Origin of the sequence: Paraconexibacter sp. AEG42_29 (assembly GCF_040581415.1) — a bacterium.
Lineage (GTDB): Bacteria > Actinomycetota > Thermoleophilia > Solirubrobacterales > Solirubrobacteraceae > Paraconexibacter.
On the sequence record NZ_CP114014.1, the window covers coordinates 2,098,610 to 2,111,051 of the forward strand.

At 71.7% G+C, this 12,442-nt stretch carries 13 protein-coding genes and 1 tRNA gene; 2 read left to right on the top strand and 12 right to left on the bottom strand.

Annotation, left to right across the window (positions count from 1 at the left end; translation table 11 throughout):
• The 4 genes from DSM112329_RS10155 to DSM112329_RS10170 form a co-directional block, all read right to left on the bottom strand.
• Positions 1-756, bottom strand: coding sequence for an NUDIX domain-containing protein (locus DSM112329_RS10155; RefSeq protein ID WP_354701704.1), 756 nt, complete (start codon positions 754-756; stop codon positions 1-3).
• The gene (locus tag DSM112329_RS10160; protein ID WP_354701705.1) at positions 753-1,769 is read right to left on the bottom strand and encodes an AAA family ATPase; all 1,017 of its coding nucleotides are present in this window, start codon (positions 1,767-1,769) and stop codon (positions 753-755) included. Before DSM112329_RS10160 ends, DSM112329_RS10155 begins: the two co-directional genes overlap by 4 nt.
• Complete coding sequence (gene pnuC, locus DSM112329_RS10165) at positions 1,766-2,413, bottom strand: nicotinamide riboside transporter PnuC (protein ID WP_354701706.1); 648 nt, start codon at positions 2,411-2,413, stop codon at positions 1,766-1,768. Before pnuC ends, DSM112329_RS10160 begins: the two co-directional genes overlap by 4 nt.
• A gap of 159 nt (positions 2,414-2,572) precedes the next feature.
• Entirely contained in the window at positions 2,573-4,030 is a 1,458-nt protein-coding gene (locus tag DSM112329_RS10170) for a hypothetical protein (RefSeq protein ID WP_354701707.1), read from the bottom strand.
• Between the two features lie 97 nt (positions 4,031-4,127).
• On the opposite strand from DSM112329_RS10170, the gene DSM112329_RS10175 reads away from it, so the two are divergent.
• Positions 4,128-4,201, top strand: a tRNA-Pro gene (locus tag DSM112329_RS10175).
• Between the two features lie 283 nt (positions 4,202-4,484).
• Here DSM112329_RS10175 and DSM112329_RS10180 read toward each other — a convergent pair.
• The 8 genes from DSM112329_RS10180 to DSM112329_RS10215 all read right to left on the bottom strand — a co-directional run bounded on the left by DSM112329_RS10180 (position 4,485) and on the right by DSM112329_RS10215 (position 10,674).
• Entirely contained in the window at positions 4,485-4,979 is a 495-nt protein-coding gene (locus DSM112329_RS10180) for a 3-isopropylmalate dehydratase (RefSeq protein WP_354701708.1), read from the bottom strand.
• On the bottom strand, positions 4,976-6,220 hold the full coding sequence (locus DSM112329_RS10185; protein ID WP_354701709.1) for an aconitase/3-isopropylmalate dehydratase large subunit family protein: 1,245 nt from the start codon (positions 6,218-6,220) through the stop codon (positions 4,976-4,978). The genes DSM112329_RS10180 and DSM112329_RS10185 overlap by 4 nt, the downstream gene beginning before the upstream one ends.
• Entirely contained in the window at positions 6,217-7,059 is an 843-nt protein-coding gene (locus DSM112329_RS10190; protein WP_354701710.1) for an isocitrate lyase/PEP mutase family protein, read from the bottom strand. The genes DSM112329_RS10185 and DSM112329_RS10190 overlap by 4 nt, the downstream gene beginning before the upstream one ends.
• Positions 7,056-7,502 (bottom strand): hypothetical protein, encoded by a 447-nt coding sequence (locus DSM112329_RS10195; protein ID WP_354701711.1) that lies wholly within the window; start codon positions 7,500-7,502, stop codon positions 7,056-7,058. The genes DSM112329_RS10190 and DSM112329_RS10195 overlap by 4 nt, the downstream gene beginning before the upstream one ends.
• Before the next feature lie 61 nt (positions 7,503-7,563).
• Entirely contained in the window at positions 7,564-8,220 is a 657-nt protein-coding gene (locus DSM112329_RS10200) for an MBL fold metallo-hydrolase (RefSeq protein ID WP_354701712.1), read from the bottom strand.
• Positions 8,217-8,714: a flavin reductase family protein gene (locus DSM112329_RS10205; protein WP_354701713.1), complete on the bottom strand. Its 498-nt coding sequence runs from the start codon at positions 8,712-8,714 to the stop codon at positions 8,217-8,219. The genes DSM112329_RS10200 and DSM112329_RS10205 overlap by 4 nt, the downstream gene beginning before the upstream one ends.
• Positions 8,708-9,469, bottom strand: coding sequence for an SDR family oxidoreductase (locus DSM112329_RS10210; protein ID WP_354701714.1), 762 nt, complete (start codon positions 9,467-9,469; stop codon positions 8,708-8,710). Before DSM112329_RS10210 ends, DSM112329_RS10205 begins: the two co-directional genes overlap by 7 nt.
• Before the next feature lie 38 nt (positions 9,470-9,507).
• Positions 9,508-10,674 carry an LLM class flavin-dependent oxidoreductase gene (locus tag DSM112329_RS10215; RefSeq protein ID WP_354701715.1) on the bottom strand — a complete coding sequence of 389 codons (1,167 nt, stop codon included), beginning with the start codon at positions 10,672-10,674 and terminating at the stop codon, positions 9,508-9,510.
• 35 nt (positions 10,675-10,709) lie between these two features.
• Between DSM112329_RS10215 and DSM112329_RS10220 the strand changes: the two genes are divergently transcribed.
• Positions 10,710-12,434, top strand: a complete 1,725-nt coding sequence (locus DSM112329_RS10220) for a helix-turn-helix domain-containing protein (protein WP_354701716.1) — start codon at positions 10,710-10,712, stop codon at positions 12,432-12,434.
• The last annotated feature ends 8 nt before the right edge of the window (positions 12,435-12,442 follow it).

Genomic DNA, 12,442 nt, shown 5'->3' on the forward strand with positions numbered 1-12,442 from the left:
CTAATCGGGTTCGCCTGGTGCGTGTCGGAGAATCGGCGGGTGCAGGGTCACCGAGCGGCCGCTCCGGTACAGGCGCGCCCGTCGGCCGCCTGACGCCCTCGACGCGGACCGGTCCACCGTCGGCTCGACGAAACCCGGCGTCCCCAGCACCTTGCGCTGGAAGTTCCCGGGGTCGAGCGGATGTCCCCAGACCGCCTCGTAGACCCGGCGCAGGTCGGCGACCGTGAACGGCTGCTCGCAGAACGACGCGCCGATCGGGGAGTACTCGAGCTTCGCGCGCACGCGCTCGACGGCGTCGCCCAGGATCCGCGCGTGGTCGAACGCGAGCCCGGCTCGGCCGCGACCGCCTGTCGTGGCGAGGTCTTCGACGGGCCAGTAGCGAGCGGACCGCGCGTCCGTCCCGGCCTGCGGATCGGGGGCGTCGGGGACGATCGCGATGTAGGCGACGCTGACGACGCGCATCCGGGGGTCCCGGCCGGGATCGCCGTATGAGCCGAGCTGCTCCAGGTGCGCGGCCTCTCGCTCCACGCCGGTCTCCTCGCGCAGTTCGCGGGCGGCGGCGTCGTCGAGCGACTCGGCGGGCCGGACGAAGCCGCCCGGCAGCGCCCAGCTGCCGCGGAACGGGTGCTCGCCACGCTCCACCAGGAGCACGCACAGGCGGCCCTCGCGCAGGGTCAGGAGCGCGACGTCGACGGTCACCGCAACGGCGGGGTACGCACTCGCGTCGTACCCCTGCAGGAAGGCGCGCTCGCTCATCCGAGGGGCTCCGCGAAGGTCCAGACCAGGGCCGCGTCGATGGCGGCGACGCTCGCCGCCATGCGTTCCTCGAGCGTTCCGGTGACCTCGATGACCGGCGCCCGCACCGCGGTGAGCCGCTCCCGCAGGCGTCCGGTCATCCACGCGCGGACGTGCTCGCCGTCGCGGTAGCCGTCCTGCTCGAAGGGGATCTCCGGGCCGGTGAGGATGTGCAGCGCGTACTCGCGCGAGGCGCCGATCGCTTCGACCGCGGCGCTCGTGTGGCCCAGATAGCGCTCCTGCCAGACGGCTGTCGCCAGCGCGGGGGTGTCGCAGATCAGCACCGGGCTGGCGCGGCGGGCGGCGTCGTCCTCCTCCTGGCACTGGCGGCGGGCGATCAGCTCGAAGGCGGCGTCGTCCCACACGATCGCGTCCATCGCGACGCCGCTGTCCACGAGCTCCTCCGTGTAGCGACGGCCGTACTCCGGCACCCACTCGGTGGCGTAGTGGGCGGCCAGGGCGCGGGCGAGGGTCGTCGTCCCGGTCGACTCGGCGCCGACCAGCGCGATGCGCCTCGTCAGGTACGCGCGGACCGCCGGGCCGATGAGCGCCCATTGCCCCGGCGGGTCGGCGCGGACCGCCGTCCCCGACACCGGGACGGCGCGGCGAGGGAGGTCGACGAGCACGTGCCGCGCGCCGCCGAAGCGACGGGCGAGCTCTTCGCCGTACGCCTCCGAGCTGAAGACGAGGTCGACGGGCTCGGGGCAGAGTCGCAGGAAGACCTCCATGTGCACGTCCCACGCGTGCGGGTCGGTGTAGTCGACGGGATGGTCGTCGACACCGGCCACGACGCGGACGTCCGGGTGCCGCTCGCGCAGCCAGGCCGCGCGCAGCTCCAGCGGGATCGACTCGCAGGTCGCGCCGGCGAGGATCACGGTCACCGTGTCGCACTGCGCGACCGCCGTGTCGATCAGGTGGTGGTGGCCGGCGTGCGGCGGGTAGAACTTCCCGAGCACGACGCCGTGGACGCTCATGCCGTCACCGCGGGCGTGTTCGCAGTCGGGCGCGTCCCCTGGACCTCGGCCCGCCACGACCGCAGCGCGCTGACGCAGATGCCCAGGAAGACGACGTAGACGATGGCGGTCAGCAGCAGGTCGCGGGACAGGTAGAGGGGCACGTAGATGAGGTCGACGGCGATCCAGACGTACCAGCTCTGGACCTTGCGCAGGTTCAGCAGCGCCTGGGCGCCGAGGCTCATCGCCGTGGTGGTGCCGTCGAGCACCGGCGCGCTGTCGCCTGCCGCGTCGAGGATCGGGATCAGGATCAGCGCGGCGACGACGACCCCTGCCGCGGTGGTCAGCAGCAGCGCCGGCGACGCCGAGCTGGTCTGCAGCTCGGTGTGGTTCGGGCCGAAACGCAGCCACGCCCACCACCCCTGGACGCCGAGGCAGATGAAGACGATCTGCAGCGAGGCGTCGGCGAACAGGCGCGCGTCGACGAACAGGACGCAGAAGAAGGCCGAGTTGAGCATGCCCCACGCGAACGTCGACACGCGGCCGGCCGCGGCCAGCGACACGGTGATGATCCCCGTGACGAAGCCGAGCAGCTCGGCCCAGGACGTGGGCGCGCCGGCGAGGTGGAAGGCGGGGTCGTTGAGGGTCTCGAGGAGCTGGTGCATGGTTCTTGTCGAAGCGACAATAGTCGATTGTTGTCGACTTGACAAGAACTTCCGCCGGGGTGCGGCGCGCGCGCCGGGCCGGCCCGCGGGGGCGCTCGCTGTCAGGTACTGCCCACCATGCGGTGCAAGCCCTGACAGCGGCGCCGTGGGTGTGGCGCGTCAGCGCGTGCGGTGCGCGATCCAGACCGCGTGCGGTCCGCCGGCTGCCGCGTGCAGCTGCTGGTTCTGCAGGCCGGACCGCGGGACGGCGAAACGCGCGCCGCGGCTGCGGCACGCCTTCCGCGCGCGGGAGAACGGCACGGCCTTGGCGGTCAGCGTCCAGCGGGTCCCGCTCCTGATGCACGCCGCCCGGCGGGCGACCGTGCAGCGCGACGTGCGCCAGCGGGCGTCCGTTCCCTGGACGGTGCAGGTCGCCGTCGCCTTCGGCTGGCCGGCGGCCCAGCTCCAGATCGACGCCGCTATGCGGCCGTCCTGCGGCAGCAGCTGGTCGAAGCCGAAGAGCCCGACGCCGCAGGCGGTCATCGCGGCGACCTTGGCCGGCGTGAGTGCCTCCGGATCGACGGACGGCGTCGCCGGGTCGATCACGGTCGCGACCAGGGTCGAGTCCTCGTAGTAGCGCACGAGCTTGGTCGCGTAGACGCTGCGGGCGTAGGTGCCGTCGCAGGCCGGGTAGGGCCGGTAGGCGGCGGTCCGGCCGCTCTCCACGTGGACCGGGTTCCAGTCATGCACGTTGCTCGCCCAGCCCTTGGCGCACTTGCCCACCAGGACGACCCGTGCGCCGGACGCCCGGACCTGCGCGCGGGTCAGCGTGAGCGGCAGTGGCGAGCAGCCGTTCGCGGCCCGCGTCCCGGCGGCCGGGCGGTAGATCAGCGACCTGCCGTCGGGGCGCCGGAGCACTGCGTCGAGCGTCGCGACCGCCAACGGGTACGCCGCGTCGTTCTCCATGTCGTCCTCGAGGTAGAGCAGCAGCACCTCGTCCGCGTGGCCCGGCGCGTTCAGCCAGTTCGCGACCTCGGGCAGAACCGCGGTGAACGGCGGTTCGCTGGTGCAGCCGGCGTCGAGGGCGGACGGTCCCTGCCCGTGGCAGACCACCACCTCGCGGCCCCCCGGGGCGCCGGACCGCGCGAGGTAGTGCAGGTCGATCTCGAGCGACCGGATGTCGATGTCGAGCTGGTCGGTGAGGCTCAGCTGCTGGTTCGAGTCCGAGCGCGAGGCCGTGAACTCCTCGCTCACGCTGTTGAACGAGTTGTGCGTCCCCAGCCAGGGCGCCTGCAGCAGCGGCAGTGCGTCGCCGAGCCGGGACTGGAACTGGGCGTTGCGGTGCACCGCCGACGTCAGGTACGCGTCCTTCTCCGCGCGCGTGACCCGCTTGGCGAGGGGGAGCGTGCACTGCGCGTCGGGGACGCCGGCCCGGCGGCACGCGGCCGACAACGCCTCGGTCGCCTTGCCGAGCAGCGTGCACGGAAGGGCGATGGGCGCGAGCTGGGCGCACGCGGCCGTGGGGGAGGGGGCGGGCACCGGCGCCTGCGCCCGGCCGGTCGGCGCGGTCGCGGCCGCAGTGGTCAGCATCACCGCGGTGACGGTGAGAAGCGCGCGGGCGCGCGAGCAGGTCCCCATGTGGCGAGGCTCTCACATTCCCTTCACACCGCGGGCTGGCCGCAGGCGCACGCCGCCGGTGGCAGGCCGCGGGTAACATGCCTCCCTCGACGCACCACGGGGAGTGGCGCAGTCTGGTAGCGCACCCGGCTGGGGGCCGGGCGGTCGCAGGTTCAAATCCTGTCTCCCCGACTCAGAGAAGCCCTGCAAATGCGGGGTTTTTCTCGTTCTGGTGGGTTCAGTCGACCGTCATTTCGGACCGTTCGTGCACCGTCCGGGTACACCTAAGCGGGCTCGTCGCGCCGCACTCGAGGCTCGCAACCGCTCGACCTACCGATGCAGAGGGCGCCCCAGCCACTCCAGGCCGGGGTCGCCGAGGATGCGCGTGTCTGCTTGGAGCTCAAGGCGACGATCGACGTCGGTTGGCTTCATCTCGCGTCGTGCCCTCCGATGAGGTCTCACGGCTGCCGCGCGATCAGGCGGGCAGGAAGCCGTCCGCCTGGAGCTTGGGTCGCAAGCCGCCGCGGGCGACGATGTCGTAGACGTAGTCGGGCATCGGCGTACCGGCGAGCGTCAGGCCGTCGGATGCTCGGATGAGGTCGGTGCTCTTTACGTCCACGCGGATCTCGTCGCCGTCCTCGAGTGCCTCCGAGACGCCGGGGATCGTGACGGCAGGGAGTCCGGAGTTGACGGCGTTGCGGAGGAACAGGGAGTTGAACTCATCGGCGATGAGGGCGGCGACGCCGAGGTGCTGGAACAGGGTCGCGACGGGGCGGCTCGAACCGAGGCCGAAGTTGCGGCCGGCGACGACGATGTCGCCCGGGCGGACCTCGTCGGTCCAGCCGGGGCGCAGGTCGTAGAACACGTGCTTGGCGGCTTCTTCGGGGCTCATCCGGATCGCGAAGCCGGGGTACATGTTGTCGGTGTCGACGGCGTCGCCGAAGACCCAGACGCGTCCGTCGATGATCATGCGAGCTCCCTGGGGTCGATGATGTGGCCGGCGATGGCGGCGGCGGCGACGGATCGGGGGGAGGCCATGTAGATCTCGGCGTCGGGGCTGCCCATGCGGCCTCTGAAGTTGCGGGTGCTGGCGGTGAGGCAGACTTCGCCGGCTCCGAGCAGTCCCATGTGGTAGCCGAAGCAGGCGCCGCAGGTGGAGTTCGTGACGATCGCGCCGGCCTCGCTGAGCGCCTCGACGTAGCCGGCCTTGACCGCCTGCGTGTAGACGGCCTGGGAGGCGGGGGTGACGATCAGGCGCACGCCGTCGGCGACCCGGCGGCCGCGGAGGACGTCCGCAGCGATCGCGAGGTCCTCGAGCTGGCCGTTGGCGCAGGAGCCGATGAAGCACTGGTCGACCTTGCGCCGGTCGATCTGCGAGATGGGGACGGCGTTGTCGCTGACGCCGCCGGGGCGTGCGACGTACGGCTCGAGCGCGCCGAGGTCGATCTCGCGGACGTCTTCGTAGACGGCGTCCGGGTCAGGATCGGCGACCTGGAACGGGCGGTCACTGCGCTCGGCGAGGAAGGCGCGGCAGAGCTCGTCGGCTGGGAAGGTGGTGAAGTCGGCGGAGATCTCGGCGCCCTGGGTGGCGATGGTGCGACGGTCGTTCATCGGCAGGCTGGCGAGGCCGGGGCCGCCGAACTCGAGGTTGCGGTTGGTGGCGTCGCCGTAGGTGCCGGCGATGTGGAGGAAGATGTCCTTGCCGCTGACGGCGTCGGGTCGGGTGCCGGTGAGCTCGTAGCGGATGGTCGGCGCGACTTGAAACCAGGTCTTGCCGGTGCACATGATCGAGAAGATCTCGAGTGGGCCGAGGCCGCGGGCGGCGGTGTTGTACGCGCCACCGGCGCAGGTGTGGGAGTCGGTGCAGGTGAGGATCTCCCCGGGGCGGGCGAGGCCGTTCTCGGCGATGACCTGGTGGCAGATGCCGTGGCGGCCGACGTCGTAGAACCGCTCGACGCCGAAGCGCCGGGCGAACGCGCGGGCGCGCACGCCGCCATCGGCGTCGCCGACGGTGGGCGCGGGGACAGCGTGGTCCATGACGATGGCCAGCTTGTCGGCGTCCGCGATGCGGGTCGGCTCCTGCCAGCTCACCGCGAACTGCAGGTCGATGAGGACGGTCATGTCGACGTCGCAGACGACGACGTCGCCGGGGGCGACGTGGTCCAGGCCAGCGCCGCGGGCGAGGATCTTCTCGATGATGGTCATGCTCATTGCGGGGCTCCGATGGCGTTCCAGCGGGCGAGGTCGAAGAGCTCGAAGAACCCTCTGAGTCCTGCGGCGCTGTGGTCAGGTTCGGTGACGCCGGCGAGCTCGCCGAGCGCCGTGATCGTGGCGTCGGCGACCGCGCGCAGGGCGGCGCCGGGATGGATGGTCATCCGGTAGCCGAGCTCGGTCAGCCGCGCCGCGCCGGGGTCGGGCGTCCGGCCGCCGGGGACGAGGTTCAGGAGGAGCGGCGCGTCGACCTCGGCGGCGATCTGCTCGATCTCGGCGATCGTGCTCGGTGCCTCCACGAAGATGAGGTCGGCGCCGATTGCGACGTAGCGCTGGGCGCGGGCGATCGCCGCGTCGACGCCGTGGAGGGACAGGACGTCGGTGCGGGCGACGATCAGCGCGTCGGTTCGCGCGGTCAGGGCGGCGTCCAGGGTGCGGGCAAAATCGTCCGCCTCGACGACCTCCTTGCCGGTGAGGTGCCCGCAGCGCTTCGGGAAGGTCTGGTCCTCGAGTTGGATCGCGGCGACCCCGGCGCGCTCGTACTCGGTGACGGTGCGCGCGGCGTTGACCGGCGAGCCGTAGCCGGTGTCGGCGTCGGCGATGAGGGGGATGTCGTCGAGGACGCGCGCGAGCATGCGGGCGCGGTCGGTCATCTCGGTGAGGGTGACGAGGCCGATGTCCGGAAGGCCGTAGCCGGCGGCCGCGACGCCGGCGCCGGTCATGTAGGCGGCGCGGAACCCGAGGCGCCCGACGACGCTTGCGGAGATGCCGTCATACACGCCGGGGGCGACGATGAGCTCGTCGCCGTCGAGGAGGGTGCGGAGCTTGTCAGCGGTCATTGGAGAATGTCCGTGGAGGAGGGGAGGCCGAGGTCGGCGAGGATCTGGGCGCCGACGTCGGAGTGGGTCGGGCCGGCGTGGCCGCCTTCGCCGCGGTCTGCGCGGGCGAGGTAGAGCAGCGCGCCCGCGCCTCGCCGCTCGATCGCGGTCAGCGCGTGCTCGATCTGAGTGCCGCAGTCACACGCGAGGGCGTGGAAGACGTCGCCGGCAAGGCAGGCGTGATGGATGTGCACCGGGACGTCATGCCTGCCGGCGACGTCGCCCTTGACCACCGCGATGTGCTCGGCGCCGTCGGCCACCGATCGGTAGCCGACGGCGGTGAACGTCCCGTGGGCGGTGGGGAGCGCGGTCGACACGACACGTTCGACGCTCCGCTCGCGGCGTCGCCGGGCGATCAGGTCCGCGGCGTCTCGGAGCACGGCCTCGTCAGACGCGAGCGACACGTCGCGCGCATCTGACGCGCCCGCCGGGCAGCTGCTCGCAGGGGTGAGAGTGTCGATGGCGCTACGCACGGTCGACCGCCGCCCTGATCGCCGCGGCGGCGTCGTCGAGGATCGGGCCGTGGCCGGTCGCGAGCCGCGTCGGCGCAAGCTCGGCGAGCCGGGCGGCGCTTTGGCGTGCGGCCTCCTTGTCCCAGGTGAGCAGCGCGGGAAACGGCCACCGCCAGATCAGGTCGCCGGAGACTGCGACGCGGCCGAGGGTCGTCAGTGCGTCGCCGGCGATGAGCAGTCCGTCGCGCGTGTCGATCAGCGAGATGTGCCCAGGGGAGTGGCCAGGTGTGTCGAAGACCTGCAGGGAGCCGACGAGGTCGCCGTCGCTGACGAGCCGCGTCGGGATCGCGGTCGGCGCGGCGACCGAGCGCGCTTTGATTCGACGCTGCTCGGCACCCGTCAGCGACAGGTCCCCGGCCATCAGCCGTGACTCTCGCCTTCCGACGATGAGCTCGACACCGTCGTCGATCAGATCGTCGACGCCGGCGACGTGGTCAGAGTGCGCGTGGGTCAACAGGATCCGGCGGAGCGGCAGCCCTGTCCGCGCGATCGCGGCCTGCACTCCGCCGAGGCCGCGGCGGGGCCCGGTGTCGACGAGTGTGACGCCGTCGTCCTCGCGGACGACGTAGGCGTTGCAGACCCGGAGGAACGTCACCTGTTCGACGCTCACGCCGTCGGCCCCTCTGCGGCGGTGGTCAGCGTGCCGTACCGGCCACGGAACACGGTCAGCGGGTCACCGGCGCCCGTCCGGGTCTGGGCGACGGCGGCGAGGAACACGGAGTGCGTCCCGATGACCTGCGCGTCGAGGACCGAGCACTCCAGGTGGGCGAGGGTCGCCGCGAGCACCGGGGTGCCGCCGGCGCCGGTCTCGAACGTCAGGCCGTCGAGCTTGCCGACGCCCTTCCGGGCGCAGGCATCGGCGACGTGCTGCTGGGCGGTGCTGAGCATGTTGATCGCGAAGCGGTCGCTGGCCCGGATGGCCGATTCGGTGTCCGACGTGCGGTTCACGCAGACGAGCACGGTCGGCGGCTCGAGGGTCACAGGGGTGACGGCGCACACGGTCGCCGCGTGCACGGTGTCGCCGTCGGCGGCGCTGATCACCGTCACCCCGGTGGCGAAGTGACCCATCACGGTCCGGAACTCGCCGGGCGATGTGGTCACCATGCGTTGGCGCCGCCGTCGACGGTCAGCGCGGCGGCGGTGAAGAAGGAGCTCTCGTCGCTGGCGAGGAACAGCGCCGTGTTCGCGACCTCCTCGGGACGACCCAGCCGCTTCAGGACGTGCTGCGCCTCCAGGCCGGCGATGACGGCCTGCTGCTGTTCTGCGGGGAGCGCGGAGACGAAGCTGCGCGGCATCGGCGTGTCGATCGCGCCGGGAAGCAGGCAGTTGACCCGGATGCCGGGGGCGAGGTCGATGGCGGCGGTGCGGGCGAACGCCATCGCGCTTGCCTTGGCGCCCGCGTAAGCCGCCATGTTCGGGACGGCGATCGTTGCGCCGCTGGACGAGTTCACGATGATCGAGCCGCCAGGGTTCGTCATGACCGGGCCGAACGCGACGAGCGTCAGGAAGACCGACGTGGCGTTGTTGAGGTGGACGGTGTTCCACTCCTGAAGGCTCGTTTGGAGCACGGGCTTTCCGAGGATCACGCCGGCGTTCGCGAAGAGCACGTCGACGGTCCCGTCGGCGGCGGCGTGGTCGGCCAGCGCCTGGACCTGCTGCTCGTCGGTGACGTTCGTCTCCCGGAAGGAGAACCTGAAGCCGGCCGCGGTCAGTTCGGCCTCGAGGGCCTTGCCTGCGTCAGCGTTGATGTCTGCGCCGATGACTTCGGCGCCTTCCCGGCAGAAGGCCCAGCACGTCGCCGTGCCGATGCCGCCGGTCGCGCCGGTGATGACCGCGCGCTTGTCGTCCAGTCGACCCATGTAAGTCCTCGCTGTCGTGTCGTTGTGGGTGCGCGGGGTCAGCCGCGCAGGCCGGCCTGCCTGAGCAGCGGCATGACGTTCTCGTCGAAGTAGGCGAGCTCGGAGGCGTAGTCGAGGAAGCCGAGCATCATCCCGTCGACGCCGACCTCGCTGACCTGCACGAACCGCTCGGCGATCTGCTCCGGGGTGCCGACGAACGTCGGCGCGCTCCAGCCCGCGATGAAGCGGTCCTCGGCCGACTTCTGGGCGAGGATGTCGTCGAACGAGCGGCTCTGCACGCCGAGGATCGACATCAGGTTCTTCGCGGCCTGCCGGTCGCCCTTCTCGAGGATCTCGCGTAGCGCGTCCTGCGCCTCGGCCTCGGTGTCGCGGCACACGACATACGCGCCCGAGAACATCTTGGGGTCACGGCCGTACCGGTCGCGGGCGAGTCGCTTGAAGTCGTCGACCATCGGCCGTGCGGTGGCGGGGTCGTCGACGGTGACGAAGCTGACGTCGGCGTTACGGGCGGAGAAGTCGCTGCCGGCGGGGGAGGAGCCAGCGTTCATGATCACCGGGTGCGGTTGCTGGATCGGCTTCGGCCACGCCTCGGCCTCGACGATCGTGAAGAACTCGCCGTCGAAGCTCAGCGGCTGCTCGTCCGTCCAGAGGTGCTTGATGATCGTCAGCCACTCCTCGCCGACGCGGTAGCGCTCGTCGTGCTCGCGCTGGGCGGCGCCGAACATCTCCATCTCCGGCTGGAACCAGCCCATGACGATGTTCAGCCCGAACCGTCCGCCGGAGATGTGGTCGATCGTCGCCGCCTGCTTCGCCGCCACGATGGGGTGGATGACCGGGACGTGGGAGGTGGCGAAGACCATGATCCGCTCGGTCGCCTGCGCAAGCCCTGCCGCCCATGTGTAGGTCTCGAAGTTCTCGCCGTTGAAGTTCGTCTCGCCCCCGAAGCCGCGCCAGCGGCCGAGCGGGATCAGGACGTCCAGTCCCATCGCCTCGGCCTGGCGTGCCAGGCCGAGGGTGTGCTCCCACGTGATCTCGAAGCTCGTCGGCGCGTGCGAGATGCTCATGCCGTTGCTGACGTTCGTGGCGAAGGTGCCGAGCTTCAGCCGGTTCTTCGTGTCGTACAGCGGGAGATGCGCCCGGGCCGCGGCGAGGTCGTCGCCGGCGGGCCCCTGCAGCGTCCCCGTCCCCTGATCGTGATTCATCATGGGACGAACGTACGCCGCTGTGACAGCATGGAGCTATGTCCCAAAGCGAGGAATCAGCGTCCATTCCTCCTCGGTTCGAGACAGATGCGCAGGAGCCGTTCGTCGTCCTGGGTGCCGACGGTGCGATCGGCGGCTTAGGGGCCTGGGGCCTCGCCGGCGAGAGCCTGCCGGCGGGTGCGCTCGATCGCGTCTTCTCCACCTACCGGGCGATCCAGGCGTCCGAGTCCGATGTGGATGAGGTGCTGAGGCTGACGGTCCACAACGCCCAGGCGTTGCTCCGCGCGGACCTCAGCAGCGTCTGGCGCCCGACGGGCCGCCTGCCGTCGGGGCGAGGCGTGGTTTCGGCGAGCGTCGGTCACCAGGTCGAGTCGTGGGCCGCCGAGCTGGCACCCGACCAGACCGGGATCGGCCGGGTCTGCCTCGACCTCGGCTGCCCGGTGCTCGTCGTCGACTACCGCGCCTACGCCGACCGGGCCGCACCACCGGTGACGCCGTTCCTGGCCTGGTCGGAGGCGGCGGCGACCGTGCTCTGCCTGCCGCTTCGGGAGGGCGGGGACGAGGCCGCCGGTGTGCTGTACGTCGCGCGCCGCCGGCTTCTGCCCTTCGGTCCAGCAGAGATCGAACTGGCCGCGGCTTTGGCCGGGCAGGCTGCACTGGCGCTGCGGAACGGCAGGCTGCGACGTGAGCTGCAGGAGCAGCACGCGCTGGTTGAGCATTCGGCGCGCGTTGCCGCGCGACTTTCAAGGGCGGCCGTCGACGCGGGCGTCGACGGACTGCGACGTGCACTCGAGCGCGACATCGGCCGACGGGTCGACTACGTACCGGCGTCGGACGGCGAGCTTCCCGGCGTCGAGGTCGCGCCCGTCGTCGCTGGGCGCGAGCGCTACGGCGACCTTCACGTGTACGGCCGTCCGCTGAACCCTGCGGACGCGGTGAGCGTCCAGCAGGCGACGAGCCTGCTGGCCCAGGAGATGGCGCGCGAGCGCGCACTCAAAGAGGCGCGGGTGCGGACGGGCGCTCAGCTGCTCGGGTCGCTGCTGGACGGCGTGGGCGTCACTGAGGCACACATCGCCGAACGCGCCCGGCGCATCGGGTTCGATCTGCGACGCCCGGTCGTCGTCGTGGCTGTCGCCCACACGGGTGCCGAGCTCCCAGCCCTCCATGCAAGCGCGACCACCGGAGGCATCGCCGTCGCGGACGTGCTCGTCGCCGAAGGACCGGACTGCGCGCTGCTCGCTGTCGCGGCGCCCGAGGGCTGGACGCCTGACGCAGCGGTGGACTCCCTGCTTGCGCGCCCGGACGTGCGCTGCGCGGGTGTCAGCGCGCGGCGGCCCGAGATCGTGGGTGCCAGTAGGACCGCTCTCGCGTGCCTGTCGCTCGCCCGGGAAGCGCCCAACCGCCGTGCGGTCTCCGTCGGCGACCTGGGGCCGCTGGAGTTCCTGCTCGGAGCCGCCGACGCCGTGACGCAGCTGCAGCGGAACGTCAGCGATGTCCTTGGGGCCGTGCAGGCCGCGGAGCGCCGGGGCGGCGCGCCGCTGCTCGCGTCGCTCGACGCCTACCTGAGCAGCGGGCGGCGACTTGCGATCGCCGCCGACCGTCTAGGCACCAGCGAGAGCACACTCAAGTACCGCCTCACCCGCGTTCGGGGCCTTGTGGGCGGGATCGAAGGGAGCCATGCGTTCGACCTCTGGCTCGCACTCCGTGCCCGTGCGTTCCTCACGCATCTCGGACACGCCTGCGAGACGAACGCCGGAAGCTGATCTGGTCG

Excerpts from the sequence above, each read along its gene's own strand:
- DSM112329_RS10190 (WP_354701710.1), bottom strand. The coding sequence starts at position 7,059 with ATGACCGCTGACAAGCTCCGCACCCTCCTCGACGGCGACGAGCTCATC.
- pnuC (WP_354701706.1), bottom strand. The coding sequence starts at position 2,413 with ATGCACCAGCTCCTCGAGACCCTCAACGACCCCGCCTTCCACCTCGCC.
- DSM112329_RS10185 (WP_354701709.1), bottom strand. The coding sequence starts at position 6,220 with ATGAGCATGACCATCATCGAGAAGATCCTCGCCCGCGGCGCTGGCCTG.
- DSM112329_RS10170 (WP_354701707.1), bottom strand. The coding sequence starts at position 4,030 with ATGGGGACCTGCTCGCGCGCCCGCGCGCTTCTCACCGTCACCGCGGTG.
- DSM112329_RS10180 (WP_354701708.1), bottom strand. The coding sequence starts at position 4,979 with ATGATCATCGACGGACGCGTCTGGGTCTTCGGCGACGCCGTCGACACC.
- DSM112329_RS10215 (WP_354701715.1), bottom strand. The coding sequence starts at position 10,674 with ATGATGAATCACGATCAGGGGACGGGGACGCTGCAGGGGCCCGCCGGC.
- DSM112329_RS10155 (WP_354701704.1), bottom strand. The coding sequence starts at position 756 with ATGAGCGAGCGCGCCTTCCTGCAGGGGTACGACGCGAGTGCGTACCCC.
- DSM112329_RS10210 (WP_354701714.1), bottom strand. The coding sequence starts at position 9,469 with ATGGGTCGACTGGACGACAAGCGCGCGGTCATCACCGGCGCGACCGGC.
- DSM112329_RS10220 (WP_354701716.1), top strand. The coding sequence starts at position 10,710 with ATGTCCCAAAGCGAGGAATCAGCGTCCATTCCTCCTCGGTTCGAGACA.
- DSM112329_RS10205 (WP_354701713.1), bottom strand. The coding sequence starts at position 8,714 with ATGGTGACCACATCGCCCGGCGAGTTCCGGACCGTGATGGGTCACTTC.
- DSM112329_RS10160 (WP_354701705.1), bottom strand. The coding sequence starts at position 1,769 with ATGAGCGTCCACGGCGTCGTGCTCGGGAAGTTCTACCCGCCGCACGCC.